This is a genomic window from Alphaproteobacteria bacterium (genome assembly GCA_005883305.1).
Taxonomy (GTDB): Bacteria; Pseudomonadota; Alphaproteobacteria; order Sphingomonadales; family Sphingomonadaceae; genus Allosphingosinicella.
Window position 1 is genome coordinate 1505400 of record VBAC01000001.1, and the last position, 13412, is coordinate 1518811.

At 67.5% G+C, this 13412-nt stretch carries 18 protein-coding genes; 9 read left to right on the top strand and 9 right to left on the bottom strand.

All coding sequences use genetic code 11. The features are described from left to right. Nucleotides 1-233 precede the first annotated feature (233 nt). From E6G92_07570 to E6G92_07580, 3 genes are all read left to right on the top strand, one after another. Nucleotides 234-449, top strand: coding sequence for a hypothetical protein (locus tag E6G92_07570; protein TMJ19620.1), 216 nt, complete (start codon nucleotides 234-236; stop codon nucleotides 447-449). Nucleotides 450-616: 167 nt separating this feature from the next. After that, nucleotides 617-2623, top strand: a complete 2007-nt coding sequence (gene parE, locus E6G92_07575) for a DNA topoisomerase IV subunit B (GenBank protein TMJ19621.1) — start codon at nucleotides 617-619, stop codon at nucleotides 2621-2623. Then, the gene (locus E6G92_07580; GenBank protein ID TMJ19622.1) at nucleotides 2613-2960 is read left to right on the top strand and encodes a hypothetical protein; all 348 of its coding nucleotides are present in this window, start codon (nucleotides 2613-2615) and stop codon (nucleotides 2958-2960) included. The genes parE and E6G92_07580 overlap by 11 nt, the downstream gene beginning before the upstream one ends. Here the strand turns inward: E6G92_07580 and E6G92_07585 are convergent. Beyond that, nucleotides 2955-3200, bottom strand: a complete 246-nt coding sequence (locus tag E6G92_07585) for a hypothetical protein (GenBank protein TMJ20753.1) — start codon at nucleotides 3198-3200, stop codon at nucleotides 2955-2957. The two genes, E6G92_07580 and E6G92_07585, sit on opposite strands and share 6 nt — an antisense overlap. 33 nt (nucleotides 3201-3233) lie before the next feature. Here E6G92_07585 and E6G92_07590 point away from each other — a divergent pair, with 33 nt between their 5' ends. The 3 genes from E6G92_07590 to E6G92_07600 all read left to right on the top strand — a co-directional run bounded on the left by E6G92_07590 (nucleotide 3234) and on the right by E6G92_07600 (nucleotide 5567). Further along, nucleotides 3234-4574: a hypothetical protein gene (locus E6G92_07590; GenBank protein TMJ19623.1), complete on the top strand. Its 1341-nt coding sequence runs from the start codon at nucleotides 3234-3236 to the stop codon at nucleotides 4572-4574. A gap of 67 nt (nucleotides 4575-4641) precedes the next feature. Further along, nucleotides 4642-5136 carry a TM2 domain-containing protein gene (locus E6G92_07595; protein TMJ19624.1) on the top strand — a complete coding sequence of 165 codons (495 nt, stop codon included), beginning with the start codon at nucleotides 4642-4644 and terminating at the stop codon, nucleotides 5134-5136. Continuing rightward, nucleotides 5133-5567 carry a TM2 domain-containing protein gene (locus E6G92_07600; GenBank protein TMJ19625.1) on the top strand — a complete coding sequence of 145 codons (435 nt, stop codon included), beginning with the start codon at nucleotides 5133-5135 and terminating at the stop codon, nucleotides 5565-5567. The genes E6G92_07595 and E6G92_07600 overlap by 4 nt, the downstream gene beginning before the upstream one ends. Here E6G92_07600 and apaG read toward each other — a convergent pair. Beyond that, nucleotides 5564-5962 carry a Co2+/Mg2+ efflux protein ApaG gene (apaG, locus tag E6G92_07605; GenBank protein TMJ19626.1) on the bottom strand — a complete coding sequence of 133 codons (399 nt, stop codon included), beginning with the start codon at nucleotides 5960-5962 and terminating at the stop codon, nucleotides 5564-5566. The two genes, E6G92_07600 and apaG, sit on opposite strands and share 4 nt — an antisense overlap. A 31-nt stretch (nucleotides 5963-5993) precedes the next feature. Further along, a complete protein-coding gene (locus E6G92_07610) occupies nucleotides 5994-6596 on the bottom strand; it encodes a DNA repair protein RecO (GenBank protein ID TMJ19627.1) in 603 nt (200 codons plus the stop codon). Between the two features lie 47 nt (nucleotides 6597-6643). Between E6G92_07610 and E6G92_07615 the strand changes: the two genes are divergently transcribed. Beyond that, nucleotides 6644-7489: a transcriptional regulator gene (locus E6G92_07615; GenBank protein TMJ19628.1), complete on the top strand. Its 846-nt coding sequence runs from the start codon at nucleotides 6644-6646 to the stop codon at nucleotides 7487-7489. Between the two features lie 77 nt (nucleotides 7490-7566). Here E6G92_07615 and uvrC read toward each other — a convergent pair whose 3' ends face one another. Next, nucleotides 7567-9504, bottom strand: a complete 1938-nt coding sequence (uvrC, locus tag E6G92_07620) for an excinuclease ABC subunit UvrC (protein TMJ19629.1) — start codon at nucleotides 9502-9504, stop codon at nucleotides 7567-7569. Nucleotides 9505-9549: 45 nt separating this feature from the next. Here uvrC and E6G92_07625 point away from each other — a divergent pair, with 45 nt between their 5' ends. Continuing rightward, nucleotides 9550-9879 (top strand): MmcQ/YjbR family DNA-binding protein, encoded by a 330-nt coding sequence (locus E6G92_07625; GenBank protein TMJ19630.1) that lies wholly within the window; start codon nucleotides 9550-9552, stop codon nucleotides 9877-9879. A 179-nt stretch (nucleotides 9880-10058) separates the two neighbouring features. On the opposite strand, the gene E6G92_07630 is transcribed toward E6G92_07625, so the two are convergent. The 5 genes from E6G92_07630 to E6G92_07650 are packed head-to-tail and all read right to left on the bottom strand — an operon-like array spanning nucleotide 10059 to nucleotide 12544. After that, nucleotides 10059-10640, bottom strand: coding sequence for a F0F1 ATP synthase subunit B (locus tag E6G92_07630; GenBank protein TMJ19631.1), 582 nt, complete (start codon nucleotides 10638-10640; stop codon nucleotides 10059-10061). Continuing rightward, the gene (locus E6G92_07635; protein ID TMJ19632.1) at nucleotides 10630-11127 is read right to left on the bottom strand and encodes an ATPase; all 498 of its coding nucleotides are present in this window, start codon (nucleotides 11125-11127) and stop codon (nucleotides 10630-10632) included. The genes E6G92_07630 and E6G92_07635 overlap by 11 nt, the downstream gene beginning before the upstream one ends. Nucleotides 11128-11174: 47 nt before the next feature. Continuing rightward, a complete protein-coding gene (locus tag E6G92_07640) occupies nucleotides 11175-11402 on the bottom strand; it encodes a F0F1 ATP synthase subunit C (protein TMJ19633.1) in 228 nt (75 codons plus the stop codon). A gap of 31 nt (nucleotides 11403-11433) precedes the next feature. Then, nucleotides 11434-12207 (bottom strand): F0F1 ATP synthase subunit A, encoded by a 774-nt coding sequence (locus tag E6G92_07645; protein ID TMJ19634.1) that lies wholly within the window; start codon nucleotides 12205-12207, stop codon nucleotides 11434-11436. Between the two features lie 13 nt (nucleotides 12208-12220). Further along, complete coding sequence (locus tag E6G92_07650; protein ID TMJ19635.1) at nucleotides 12221-12544, bottom strand: AtpZ/AtpI family protein; 324 nt, start codon at nucleotides 12542-12544, stop codon at nucleotides 12221-12223. Nucleotides 12545-12727: 183 nt separating this feature from the next. Between E6G92_07650 and E6G92_07655 the strand changes: the two genes are divergently transcribed. Continuing rightward, the gene (locus tag E6G92_07655; protein ID TMJ19636.1) at nucleotides 12728-13408 is read left to right on the top strand and encodes a hypothetical protein; all 681 of its coding nucleotides are present in this window, start codon (nucleotides 12728-12730) and stop codon (nucleotides 13406-13408) included. Nucleotides 13409-13412: the final 4 nt, after the last annotated feature.

A 13412-nucleotide genomic window follows, 5' to 3' on the forward strand; every position in this document is an offset into this window, starting at 1 on the left:
CTAACGGACCAAGGCGTCAGACTGCTGCTTTCTTCCTATGCGATAAATATAGGAAATTGGAGGCTTAAAGGCCAGTTCTTCGGGGCTCCTTTCCACAGAATTCAACGGCCACGTCCCGCCCCGCTTGCCCTCAAGATTCCCCCGCTCCATACCCCTCCGATGTCCGACGACCTGTTCGCTTCTCCCCGTCCTGAGCCCGCCCAAGGGGCCTTCCGCCGGAAGCCGGCAAACCCATGACCGCCCCGGAATGGGTGGTCTGGCTCACGGCTATCGCATCGTTTCTGGCGGCAATGATCGTGTCGACGATCGTCTCGGTGCGGAGCGCCGCCAGGGGCGAGAGCCTGTTCCGCGAATGGGGCAAGCGCGGCCTCTACAGTTCGCTCGCCATGTTCGGTGTGTGGGCCGCCTATTTCCTCGTCTTCACCATCGTCGCCGCAATCCACGGCTGAACCGAAGCCGGCCTGCTTCGCGCCTTCGCGCCTTCGCGTGAGACCCCCTTTCGCTTCTCCGCGCCACGTCTCCCCTCCCTCCGCGTCTCCGCGCGCACCCAATCCACCTGTGGATAGAACAGCCCCTCAAACTTGCCCTCAAGATTCCCCCGCCCCATACCCCTCCCATGTCCGACGACCTGTTCGCTTCCGCCTCCCGCACCAGCACCGATTACGACGCCCACTCGATCGAGGTGCTCGAAGGCCTGGAGCCCGTCCGCCGCCGCCCGGGCATGTATATCGGCGGGACCGACGAGCGGGCGCTTCACCATCTCGCCGCCGAGGTGCTCGACAACAGCATGGACGAGGCGGTGGCCGGGCACGCCAACCGGATCGAGGTCGCGCTGGAGGCCGCCGAAGGCGCCGCCGGGCGGCTGACGATCGCCGACAACGGCCGCGGCATGCCGGTCGACGAGCATCCCAAATATCCGGGCAAGTCGGCGCTCGAGGTGATCATGACCACGCTCCATTCGGGCGGGAAGTTCACCGACAAGGCCTACGCCACGTCGGGCGGCCTTCACGGCGTCGGGGTCTCGGTGGTCAATGCGCTGTCGACCGACACGATGGTCGAGGTCGCCCGGGGCAAGATGGTCTACCGCCAGAGCTTCTCGCGCGGGGTTCCGACCAGCGAGCTGATCGAAGTGGGGGCCACCCAGAACCGTCGCGGCACCACCGTCGCCTTTACCCCCGACGCGGAGATTTTCGGGGCCGACGCGCGGTTCAAGCCGGCGCGGCTCTACCGGCTCGCGCGGTCCAAGGCTTACCTCTTCGCCGGGGTCGAGATACGCTGGAAGTGCGACCCTTCCCTGCTCTCCGAGGAGGACCGCAAGGCGGGCATTCCCGACGAGGCGGTGTTCCAGTTCCCCGGCGGCCTCGCCGATCACCTCCGCGAGCAGGTCGAGGGCAAGGAGACGGCGACCTCGACGCCCTTCACCGGGCGGCAGGATTTCGCGGGCGGGGCCGGCTCGGTCGAATGGGCGGTGGCCTGGCCGCTCTGGGGCGAGGGCAACGCCTCCTTCTACTGCAACACGATCCCGACGCCCGACGGGGGCACCCACGAGCAGGGGCTTCGCCAGGCGCTGACCCGCGGGCTTCGCGCCTTCGCCGAGTTGGTCGGGCAGAAGAAGGCCAGGGACATCCAGGCCGAGGACGTCACCAACGGCGCCGAGATCATGCTTTCGCTCTTCATCCGCGATCCGCAATTCCAGAGCCAGACCAAGGATAGGCTGACCTCGCCCGACGCGACGCGGCTGGTCGAGGCCGCGGTGCGCGACCATTTCGACCATTATCTCGCCGACCATATGGAGCGCGGGCGGGCTTTGCTCGGCTTCGTGCTCGAGCGGATGGACGAAAGGCTGGCGCGCCGCGCCGAGCGCGAGATCAAGCGCAAGACGGCGACCTCGGGGCGCAAGCTGCGGCTTCCGGGCAAGCTCACCGACTGCGCCAACGACGATCCGGCGGGGACCGAGATCTTCATCGTCGAGGGCGACAGCGCGGGCGGCTCGGCCAAGCAGGCGCGCAACCGCAAGACGCAGGCGATCCTTCCGATACGCGGCAAGATCCTGAACGTCGCTTCCGCCACCGCCGACAAGATCCGCGCCAACAGCGAGATCGCCGACCTGATCCAGGCTTTGGGCTGCGGCACGCGCGACAAGTGCAGGCCCGAGGATCTGCGCTACGAGCGCGTCGTGATCATGACCGACGCCGACGTCGACGGCGCCCACATCGCCACTCTGTTGATGACTTTTTTCTTCAATGAAATGAAGGACTTAGTTCAACAAGGCCACCTCTACCTCGCCCAGCCGCCGCTCTACCGGCTCGTCTCGGGCGGGACGATCGCTTATGCGCGCGACGATGCGCACCGCGCCGAGCTCGAGGCGGGCACCTTCAAGGGCAAGAAGGTCGAGGTCTCGCGCTTCAAGGGCCTCGGCGAGATGAACCCGAACCAGCTCAAGGAAACCACCATGGATCCCGCAACGCGGTCCATGCTCCGAATCACCCTCCCCCACGACCCCGAGGGCCGCTTCGAGGTCAAGGACCTCGTCGAGCGCCTGATGGGCCGCAACCCCGAGCACCGCTTCCATTTCATCCAGACCCGGGCCGCCGAGCTCGATGAGGAAGCGATTGACGCGTAGCCGCCGCCCGCCTCCTCAAAAAAGGGACGGCCCGCTCGCCTTCTGGACGATCCAGCGGGCGACCGTTGCCGGGATCGCAGCGGGCGTCGCGGCGTTGCTGCTTTCCGCCTTGGGCGGGAGCTGGCACGAGCCGTTGCTCGGAATCTATGCCGGCTTGCTCGCCTTCACGTCGTGCTGCGGCGCGTCCGTCCTGTGGATCACCATGCTCGACGTCCGCAATCGCGGCCGCGGCGGCCGGATGCGGCCGATCCGGGTCTTCGACGTCGCCGCCGGCCTCGCGCTCATTTTGCCGAGCGCCTACGCGCTGTGGCTGGTCTGGCCGGAGCTCGGCCTATGAGGCGTCGGTCTCGGCGGCGTCGAGCGCCGCCTCGACCATTCTGTGCCAATTGTCGACGTCGCCGGCCTCGGCCATGGCCGGGTCCGGCTCGCGCAGCGTGCGCAGGATCGAGAGCGCGTCCTCGCGATAATCGCGCCAGGTCGAATCGACCTCGTCCGAAGCGGAAGCATCCTCGCCCTCGGCGTTGATGCTGAGCACGCGCCCGGCGATGACCCGCGCGATCCGCTCCACCAGGCTCATGTTGGACACCGGCACGGCGCTCTCCCTTTTTCAATGGTTCGAGCGTGTAACGGTGGAGCGGTGGAGAGGTTTCGCCTAGATTCGCGCCCGGAGGTTCAGACCATGCGTGTTCTTTTCCTGATCCTGTTGCTCCTGTTTGGCCTTGCCGGTCCGGTCCGGGCGCAAGAAGCGGAGGCCGGCCTGCGCGCCCGCGCCGAGCAGGTCGTCGAATTGTTGCGCGGCGGCGGCGATCCCACCGCCTTGTTCACTCCCGTCTTTCTCGCGCAGGTCCCGCCGGACCAGGTCCGCGCCGTCTCCCGGCAGCTCGCCGCGCAATATGGGGCGGTGCGCGGACTCGCGGGAGTCGACGCGGCCTCGGCGCAGGCGGGCGTGATTCACGTCGCGTTCGAGCGCGGCACGGTGCACATGCGGATTGTCCTCGAGCCCGACCCGCCGGGACGCGTGGCCGGCTTGCTCGTGACCGGAGCCGAGACGCAGGGCGACAGCCTGAGCGGGGTCGTCGGCGAGATGCGTGCGCTGCCCGGAACGACGTCGCTGGCGGTCGCTCGGCTCGGGCCCGGCGCGCCCCAGATGCTCGCCTCGCTCGAGCCGGACCGGCCGATGGCCATCGGCTCCGCATTCAAGCTTTTCATCCTCGCCGAGCTGACCCGCCAGGTGCAGGCGGGACGGCGGCACTGGAGCGACGTGGTCGCGCTCGATCGGCACTCGATCCCCACGGGCAGCCTTCAGACCTGGCCGCTCGGGTCTCCGGTGACGCTGCACACGCTCGGGGCGCTGATGATCTCGGTCAGCGACAACACCGCCGCGGACGTGCTTCTGCACACGTTGGGCCGGGAGAATGTCGAGCGGATGATGACCACGATCGGGGTCGCCGATCCCGCCCGCAACATCCCGTTTCTTTCGACTCTGGAGGTATCGACGCTCAAGACCGCGCCGGCCCCGGCGCTGAACGCCTGGCTGCAGGCGGATGCGGCGGGACGGCGGCAGCTGCTGGCGCGGGACTATGCGAATCCGGACCCAACGCGAGTCGACATCTCCCGGCTCGAGGGCGGCCCTCTTCACATCGACAGCCTCGAATGGTTCGCGTCGACGGCGGACCTGGTCAAGGCGATGGACTGGCTTCGGCGCAACGGCGACGATACGGCGCGCGCGATCCTGGCGATCAACGGCGCGCTCGGACCCAATTCGGGCGGCTTCGCCTATGCGGGCTACAAGGGCGGATCGGAGGCCGGCGTGCTCAACCTGACCTGGCTGGTGCGCAATCGCTCGGGCGTGTGGCATGCGCTTAGCGGCACTTGGAACGATCCCGCGGCGAGGCTGGAGGAAAGCCGCTTCATCGGCCTGATGGCCCGGGTCGCCCAGCAGCTGCGTTGATCCGCGTTCATTAACCGGATGTTTGCCGCCCGCTTCTAGATTTGCCCGTCGCCTTCGGGAGTGGAGCATGACGGCTCGCAGCTTTGGTCGCAAATCCCTGGCGGGCGCCGCGCCGGCGCCCTCGCGCATCGCCCTCGTCGCCGGCCAGCCGCGAAGCTTCGAGCCGATTCATAGAGCGAAGCGCACCGACGAGGAAATCGAGGCGCGCCGCGCCGCCTTCGTCGCCGAGGAGCGCGCGCGCGCAGGGCCGAAGGCCGAGGAAGCGCCTCAGGAGGCAAGTGAAGAGGCCCTCCGCGCTTTCAAGGCGGAATTGGCTCCCACCGACCGGTCGCTGAAAATCGCCTACGCTTCGTGGTTCCTGACCGGCCTCGCCGGCGGCCATCGCTTCTACCTGCGGCGTCCGATCACCGGCGGCATCCAGGCGACGCTCTTTTTCGGCTGCTGGGGCGCGGCCCTGCTCGAATATTACTGGGCGTTCGCGGGCCTGGCGCTCAGTTGCCTGTGGATGGTCGCCGACGGCTTCCTGGTCGAGCGCATGCACCGGAATTCGGGGCGCCAATGAGCGGCGCGACCTTTGGCCGCAAGCAGGCGGAAGCGGGCGCGGATCAGGCGCTCGCCGCACGGCGTGCCGCGTTCCTCGCCGAGGAGCGCGCCCGCCGGAACCAGCCGCAGGCGCAAGGCGATCCCATCGGCGCCGCGCGAGCCCCCCTGTTCGTGCGCGAGAAATCCACAGGCACTGCCTATTTGCTGTGGTTCTTCCTTTGCGGTTTCTCCGCGCACCGCTTCTATCTCGGCTATTCCACCTCGGCCGTGATCCAGCTCGCGCTGACGCCGATCGGCTATGCGATGCTGATCGCCGGCTCGCTGGCCGGGTTGCCGGTCCTCTTCTGCGGCGGCCTGTGGATGCTCGCCGACGTCTTCATCATCCCCTCGATGGTCCGCGAGGCCAATCGCAACATCCGCGACCGCGCCGTCGGCACGGTCTTCGCCTAATTCGCGACCGCAGGCGCGATGAGCGGGAAGCGGGGGATCTCGACCGGGAAGCTCGATCCGTCCGCCGCGATCATGAAATAGCGCCCCTCCATCGCCCCGGTCGGAGTGGTCAGCGGGCAGCCCGAGACATAATCGAAGGAGGCGCCGGGCTCGAGCACCGGCTGCTCGCCGACGACCCCTTCGCCGCGCACTTCGTGGCGGGCGCCGCGGCCGTCGGAGATGATCCATTCGCGGCTGACCAGCTTCACCGTCCGGCCTCCGCCATTCTCGACGCGCACGTGATAGGCCCAGAACCAGCGTCCCTTGCCGGGCTCCGATTGCTCCGGGAGAAAGCTGACCGAGACGCGGACAGTGATGTCGCCGGTCGTCGCGCTGTGGGGAAAAAGCTCTTTCACCCGCGCTTGATGAGACGGAGCGAGGGCGCGGTCAACCGGCCATGCGCCCGAGCCGCTCGACCAGCCGCTCGCGTGCGGCCAGCACCACGCCGCGCCGGTCGGCGAGCAGGTCGCGCGCGAGACGCTCGCCGGTGATCTTCATCGCGTCGCGAACGGCATTGGGCAGCGCCTCGATCTCCTCCTCGTCAAGCCCGAAGCCGAGCTCGGCGAGCAGCAGAAGCTCGTAGCGCACGACGGCCCCCGCCCAGCCGCGCGCGCTGGGCGCAGCCTCGATCGCTGCCAGCAAACCGTCGAGTCCTTCGAACAGGGCCGGATAAGGCTGCGCCTCGGGCAAGGCGGCCGCGGTCAACGCCGTCGCCCACTCGATCCCCGCCGCGGCGAGCGGCTCGGAAAGGACGAACGCGCGGCTGCGGACGAGTTCCACTGAGAGATGGGCAAGCTGCTCCTCGGTGCGCGCGCGATAGTCGGCCTCGACGACATTGCCCGCCATCAAAACCGGCCTGAGGCGCCGCGAGCGTCCGCCGCGGACATAGCCGGCCTGCAACCCGTCGTCCGGAGTCAGCGCACGAACGATCGCGCCATGCTCGCCATGGCCGCGGACGGCGCAGATGATGGCTCGGGTCGCCAGATGCATGCCCCCTCGGTAACCGATTGGCGACGGTTTTGCGCTAGGGACGCGGCATGTCGATCTTCTCCGAAAGCGATCTTTCGCGCCTGCGCGAGCTTTATCCCGAACAGCCGGGCAAATTGTCCCACAAGCTGCTCGATCATCCGCTGCTCACCCTCGAGGCGCTGGTCGAGCTGGGAAAGCGCCTGCCGCGCTTCAGCGTCGAATATAATGCGGGCGATCTGCCCTATGGCGTCGATCCCGAAGCGGTCGGCCACACCGGTCTTTCGGTCGAGGACACGATCCGGCGCATCGAGGAATGCGGCAGCTGGATGGTGCTCAAGCATGTCGACCAGGACCCGGCCTACAAGGCGTTGCTGGACGAATGCCTCGGCGAGCTGGCGGACGTGATCGAGCCCGTGTCGGGCGAGATGGTGACCAAGGTCGGCTTCATCTTCGTCTCCTCTCCGGGCGCGGTGACTCCGTTCCATCTCGATCCCGAGCACAATGTGCTGCTCCAGATCCGTGGGCGGAAGACGATGATGATCGTGCCGGGCGAAAGCGACGTCGTGCCGGACGAGAAGCACGAGGCCTATCATGTCGGCGGCCACCGCAACGTGCCCTGGGAGGACGAGTACGAGGCGCGCGGCGAGAAGTTCGAGCTGACCCCCGGCGACGCGGTCCACGTGCCCTTGATGTGGCCGCATTGGGTGAAGAATGGGCCGGAGCCCTCGATCAGCTTCTCGATCACCTGGAAGTCCCACTGGATCTACCAGGAAGCCGACGCCCGCGGGCTCAACCACATCTTGCGCCGCGTGGGGCTTCAGCCGAGCTCGCCGGCGCCCTTCCCCCGCAGCAACGCAGGCAAGGCCTACGCCTACCGCGCGATCAGAAAGGCGAAGCAGGCTGTCGGGCGCTGAACGTTCCCCGGCAAAGGCCGGGGTCCAGGCCCTGTTCCAGTGCCCCTGGGCCCCGGCCTTCGCCGGGGAACAGGATATCACCCCCCCGGGTGGAAATAATCGTAGACCTTGCGCGCCACCGTGGCCGAAATCCCCGGCGCCTGCTCCAGATCCTGGAGCGCCGCATTTCTCACCGCCCGCGCCGTGCCGAAGTGCATCAGCAGCGCCCGCTTGCGCCCCGGGCCGATTCCCGGGACCTCGTCGAGCGGGCTTGCGGTGAAGCTCTTGGCGCGCTTCTGCCGGTGCGCGCCGATCGCGAAGCGGTGCGCCTCGTCGCGCAGGCGCTGGAGGTAGAAGAGCAAAGGCGCGTTCATCGGAAACGTGATCTCGCGCCCGCCCGGCAAATGAAAAATCTCGCGCCCCGCGTTGCGGTCCGGCCCCTTCGACACCGCGACCACCGGAACGTCGTGGACTCCGGCATCCTCCATCACCTCGCAGACCGCCGAGAGCTGGCCCTTGCCGCCGTCGATCAGCAGCAGGTCCGGCCAATCGCCCTTCGACCGGTCAGGATCCTCCTTCTCGAGCCGGGCGAAGCGGCGCGACAGCACCTCGCGCATCATCGCGAAATCGTCGCCCGGCGCCGTCTCGGGCCGCTTGATGTTGAATTTGCGATACTGGTTCTTGCGAAAGCCCTCCGGCCCGGCGACGATCATCGCGCCGACCGCGTTGGTGCCCATCACATGGCTGTTGTCGTAGACCTCGATCCGCTGCGGTGGCTCGGCCAGCTCGAACGCGTCGGCCAGCTCGCGCAGATTCTTCGCCTGGGTCGAGCTTTCGGCGAGGCGGCGGTCGAGCTCCTCCTCGGCGTTGCGCGCAGCCTGGCGGATCATCCGCGCCTGCTCGCCCCGTTGCGGAGTCTTGAGCTGGACCTTGCGCTCGGCGCGCTCTGAAAAAGCCTCGCAGAGCAACTCCGCTTCGGGGACCGGACGGTCGGTCAGGATCAATTTGGGCGGCGGCACCTCCTCGTAGAACTGGACGAGGAAGCTCTGCAGCACCTCCGCCTCGGGCACGTCGTTGGTATGCGCCGGGAAGAAGCTGCGATGGCCCCAATTCTGGCCGCCGCGGATGAAGAAGGCCTGGATGCACATCGTCCCGCCCTTGCAGGCGAGCGCGAACATGTCGGCGTCGCCAAGCCGCTCGGCGTTGATCGCCTGGCTGCCCTGGACGTAGGTCAGCGCGCGAAGGCGGTCGCGATAAACCGCCGCCAGCTCGAAGTTCATCGCCTCCGAGGCCTCCGACATCAGAGTCTGTAGCTTCTGCTGGATCTTGGTCGATTTGCCGCCGAGGAAATCCTTGGCGTCGCGGACCAGCTCGTCATAGCCGCCCTCGTCGATCCGCCCGACGCAGGGCGCCGAGCAGCGGCGGATTTGATAGAGCAGGCAGGGCCGCGTGCGGTTCTGGAAGAAACTGTCGGAGCAGCTCCGGAGGAGGAACAATTTCTGCAGAGAATTGAGCGTGTTGCGCACCGATCCGGCGCTCGCGAAAGGCCCGTAATATTGCCCCTTGATCCGCCGCGCGCCGCGGTGGAGCTGGACGCGGGGAAAATCGTGGTCCTCGCGCAGCAGGATGAACGGAAAGCTTTTGTCGTCGCGCAAAAGCACGTTGTAGGGCGGCCGGTAGCGCTTGATCAGCTGCGCCTCGAGCAGCAGCGCCTCCGCCTCGCTGTGGGTCGTGACGATCTGCATCGAGCGCGTTTGCGAGATCATCCGCAGCAAGCGCTTCGGCTGCCGCGCGACCTGGGTATATTGAGTGACCCGGTTCTTCAGCGCCCGCGCCTTGCCGACATAGAGCACGTCGCCGCGCGAATCGAGCATCCGGTAGACCCCGGGCCGCACCGGCAGAGTCTTCACCACCGACCGGATCGCCGCCACGCCCGCCTCCAGATCGGGCTGGCCGGCGCCGCGCACGGTGTATGTCGCTTTCTCCTCGTTGAAGCGTTCGGGCGCGTTCGGGATGTCTGGACGCTCGGCGGACATGGGGAGGATTTAGGGATTTGCCCGCGCGCATGATAGCCTCAGCCCATGGCCAGCGCGGACGATTTCCGGCGGATCGCTCTCTCCTTCCCAGGCGCGGAGGAGAAGGCGCACATGAACCACCCCGATTTCCGGGTTGGCGGCAGGATCTTCGCCACGCTCCACGCGCCGGGCAAGGGCACCGGCGCGGTGATGCTGCTGCCCGAGCAACAGGAACTGGCGATGGAGGCGGAACCGGAGGCGTTCACGCCAGCGACCGGTGCGTGGGGCCGGAGCGGGTCGACCTTGGTGCGGCTGGATGCGGTGTCGGACGAATGGCTGGAGCGGACGCTACAATGGGCCTGGGCGAAGCGGGCGCCGAAAGCTCGTCTCGAATGATGGGGCTCGCACGATGCGGTTCCCCGGCGAAGGCCGGGGCCCAGGAGCCGAAGGCTTTTTTTGCAAGTCTGCAGCGAGGCTAGACGAGGAAGCGGACCCTTGCTGAGATCCCCGCTTGCGCGCTCGTCCTAACCCCCGGCTCACGCCGGGCCTGGACCCCCGCCTTCGCCGGGGAGCATCTAGCGCTTGCCCAATTCCGCGATCGCCGCGTCGACCATCGCCTTGTCGGCTTTGGCGTCCACCTTCTCCCGGATCAGCGACTCCGCCGCCGCGGTCGCGGCGCGGGCGGCGGTGGCGCGGACCTCCTCGATCGCGGCGCGCTCGGCGGCGGCGATCTTGTCCTCGGCCATGCGCGCGCGGCGCTCGACCAGGGAGGCGGCGTCGGCCTCGGCCTGCCTGACGATGGCGTCGGCTTCGCCGCGGGCGCGCTCGATCATGGTCACGGCCTCGGCGTCGGCCTGGGCCGACTTCGCCTCATATTCTGCCTTCAGCGCCTCGGCCTCGGAGCGCAGCTGCGCGGCCTCGTCGAGCTGCTCGCGGATTCCGGCGATCTTGCGGTCGAGCGCGGCGCCGATCAGCGCCGGGACTCGCTTCCAGATGAGGATGGCGAGAACCGCGACCATCGCCAGCGCGATCCACTGCGGCGCGTCGAGACCGAAGGCCGTCGGCTCGGGATGATGCTCGGGCGCCCCGACATGCTCGACATTGCCGCCGTCGCCCGGAGGCGCGGCGACATGGGTGTCCTGGGAATTAAGCGCCATGGGAAAGTGCCGCCTTCACGGCCCGCGCCGCCTCTGAAGCGCCGACCGAAACGCCGGCCAGACGCTTGACCATATCCTGTGCCGCTTCCGCCGCCACGCTTTCGATATCCGCCAGAGCGGCGTCGGTGGCCGCGCGGATGCGCTGCTCCGCCGCATCGACCCTGGCCTCGATCTCGCCGTTGGCGGAACGGATCCGCTCCTCGGTCGCCTGCGCGCTCGACTGCTTCGCGGCGGCGGCGACCTTCAGCGCCTCGGCGCGGCTCGAATCCATTCGCGCGCGATAGGCCGCTTCCGTCTCGTCGGCCGCGGTACGCGCGGCCTGAGCGGCGGCGAGATCGTCGGCGATCCGCTTGTCGCGCGAATCGACGGTCGACTGGATCTTCGGCAGCATGGCGTGGCCGATGCCGAAATAGATGAGCGCGAGCACCACCAGCAGCCAGAAGAACTGCGAGTAGGCGACGAGCGCGAGCTGGTTGATCTGAGGCATCGGCCCTTATCCGGGGACAGTCGCGGACAACTGTCCCCTCTCGGTTCTTACTGGGCGTAGAGGATGATCATCGCCACGGCGAACGCGATCAGGCCGAGGAGCTCGGCGGCCGCGAAGCCGATGAACAGGCGGCCCTGCTGGCCGTCGGCGGCGGCCGGATTGCGGATCGCGCTCTCGAGGAACGAGCCGAACACGTTGCCGACGCCGATGGCGGCGGCGCCGACGCCGATCGCCGCGAGGCCGGCGCCGATCACTTTTGCAGATGCGAGGTCCATGATATTCTCCTTGGGTAAACGCTTGAATAGATTAGTGAAGGTTGACCGCGTCGTTGATGTAGAGCGAGGTCAGAAGAGCGAAGACATAGGCCTGGATGGCGCAGACCAGCACCTCCAGCGCCATCACGCCGACGATGAAAACGAACGACAGCAGGCTGATCGCCGGGCCTGCCACGCCGCCCGCGTTGATTCCGCTGACGACGAAGCTTCCGAACACCTCGACGAGGATATGGCCGGCGATCATCGCCACGAACAGTCGAAGCGCGAGGCTGAACGGGCGCACCATGAACGAGACGAACTCGATCGGAACGATCAGCAGCTTGAGGATGAAGGGCGTGCCGTGCGGCACGAACAGCGAGAAGAAATGAAAGCCGTGCCGCCAGAAGCCGGTGATCAGGACGATCGAGAAGCTGATGATCGCCATCACTCCGGTGACGGTGAACTGGCTCGTGACCGTGAAGGGCTGGGCGCCGACCAGGGCGAAAGGCATCAGCCCCAGCAGGTTGGCGAACAGGATGAACATGAAGATGGTGAAGACCCAGGGGACGTATTTGCGTCCTTCGGGGCCGACGCTCGTCTCCAGCATTCCGGCGACGAAGCCCGTGACGCCTTCGACCATCGCCTGCCAGCGCCCCGGAACGAGCGCGCGCTTCATCCCGCCGAGCATGAACAGCCAGACGAGCGCGAGAATGACGAACATCCACAGCGCGCTGTTGGTGAAGACGAACGGGCTGCCGTCCAGATTGCCCGCGAGCGGGCTGATCTGGAATTGATGCATAGGATCTATCTTGCTCTCGGCCGCCACTCTTATGCTTCCCTCAGCCCTTCGGGCTTTGCTTCGACAGTTTCCACACTTCCCACATGGCCGTAGCGAAGCCGACGAACAGCATCGCGACCCAGATCCCGCGCGTTCCCGCCACGCGGTCGATCACGTAGCCGATCAGCGCGCTCCCCAGCGGGTAGCTGACCAACACCGACAGGATTCGGCCGAGCTCGGCCTGCCCCTTTGCCCGTGCGCGCCTTTTCATCGGGCGGGTCCTCGCCGCCTCCTCTGCCTGCGCTTGGGCGAGCCGCTCGTCGAGCGAGGCCAGCCGCGCATCCTGGGGAGACATCGGGTCCTGCCAGGGTTCGTTTTCCGCCATGCCGTTCTTTCCTATGCGGCCGCGCGCTCGAAAGCTCAGGCGGCGAGGGCGAGGGACATGCCGGCGAACGAGCCCGCCAAGGCGCGGTTCCTTTAGGAAGGGGCCGGGGCCAAGTCAACACTTCGCCGCGGTGCAGCATCGGTCGGGCTTTGGCGGTGGCGCGGGGGCGGTTATGGTGGCGGGATGATCGCCCTTCTGGTCTTTCTGCTCGCTGCTCAGCCGGGGGCATTCGAGCGCCGCGAAGACACCCCCCTGCTCAGCTTCCACTACGCCTGGCCGGCGGAGGCGAAGGCCATTCCTGCCCTGCGCGCCGAGCTGCGGCGCCAGATGGCAAGGGCGCGCGCCGAGGCACTGGCAAATGCGCGGGAGACGCGCGAAGTCTCACGCGAAGCGCAGGTCGCTTTCCATCAGGAGATGTTCGACAAGGTCTGGAGCGTCGAGGCAAGCAATGGCCGGTTGCTGAGCCTCACCGCCGACAATCGCACCGATCAGAACGGCGCCCATCCGAACCGCGATTTCGATTCCCTGATCTGGGACCGCGTTCGGGGCCGGCGGACGTCCGTCGCAGCCGTGCTAGGCGCGGCGGCGCTGACCGGAATGAACGCGCGCTATTGCAGCGCGCTGGCGGCGATGGTCGCCCGGCACGGCGGCGAGCCGCCGGAGCGCTGTCCGCCGCTCGCGGAGCGGGTCCTCGCCTTCTCCGACGCCGATCATGACGGTCGCTTCGACGCGCTGCACGTGCTCATCGCGCCCTATGTCGCGGCCTCCTATGCCGACGGCTCGTTCGTTGTCGATGTGCCGTTCGAGGCTTCCGACCTGACCGCCGTCGCCGCAGCCTACCGCCCAGCCTTCGAAAGCCGCTAGGATT

Coding starts and splice junctions, on each gene's coding strand:
- E6G92_07615 (TMJ19628.1), top strand. CDS start 6,644: ATGTCGATCTTCTCCGAAAGCGATCTTTCGCGCCTGCGCGAGCTTTAT.
- E6G92_07655 (TMJ19636.1), top strand. CDS start 12,728: ATGATCGCCCTTCTGGTCTTTCTGCTCGCTGCTCAGCCGGGGGCATTC.
- E6G92_07625 (TMJ19630.1), top strand. CDS start 9,550: ATGGCCAGCGCGGACGATTTCCGGCGGATCGCTCTCTCCTTCCCAGGC.
- E6G92_07640 (TMJ19633.1), bottom strand. CDS start 11,402: ATGGACCTCGCATCTGCAAAAGTGATCGGCGCCGGCCTCGCGGCGATC.
- E6G92_07590 (TMJ19623.1), top strand. CDS start 3,234: ATGGTTCGAGCGTGTAACGGTGGAGCGGTGGAGAGGTTTCGCCTAGAT.
- E6G92_07610 (TMJ19627.1), bottom strand. CDS start 6,596: ATGCATCTGGCGACCCGAGCCATCATCTGCGCCGTCCGCGGCCATGGC.
- uvrC (TMJ19629.1), bottom strand. CDS start 9,504: ATGTCCGCCGAGCGTCCAGACATCCCGAACGCGCCCGAACGCTTCAAC.
- E6G92_07585 (TMJ20753.1), bottom strand. CDS start 3,200: ATGAGCCTGGTGGAGCGGATCGCGCGGGTCATCGCCGGGCGCGTGCTC.
- E6G92_07630 (TMJ19631.1), bottom strand. CDS start 10,640: ATGGCGCTTAATTCCCAGGACACCCATGTCGCCGCGCCTCCGGGCGAC.
- E6G92_07595 (TMJ19624.1), top strand. CDS start 4,642: ATGACGGCTCGCAGCTTTGGTCGCAAATCCCTGGCGGGCGCCGCGCCG.
- E6G92_07650 (TMJ19635.1), bottom strand. CDS start 12,544: ATGGCGGAAAACGAACCCTGGCAGGACCCGATGTCTCCCCAGGATGCG.
- E6G92_07600 (TMJ19625.1), top strand. CDS start 5,133: ATGAGCGGCGCGACCTTTGGCCGCAAGCAGGCGGAAGCGGGCGCGGAT.
- E6G92_07570 (TMJ19620.1), top strand. CDS start 234: ATGACCGCCCCGGAATGGGTGGTCTGGCTCACGGCTATCGCATCGTTT.
- E6G92_07635 (TMJ19632.1), bottom strand. CDS start 11,127: ATGCCTCAGATCAACCAGCTCGCGCTCGTCGCCTACTCGCAGTTCTTC.
- parE (TMJ19621.1), top strand. CDS start 617: ATGTCCGACGACCTGTTCGCTTCCGCCTCCCGCACCAGCACCGATTAC.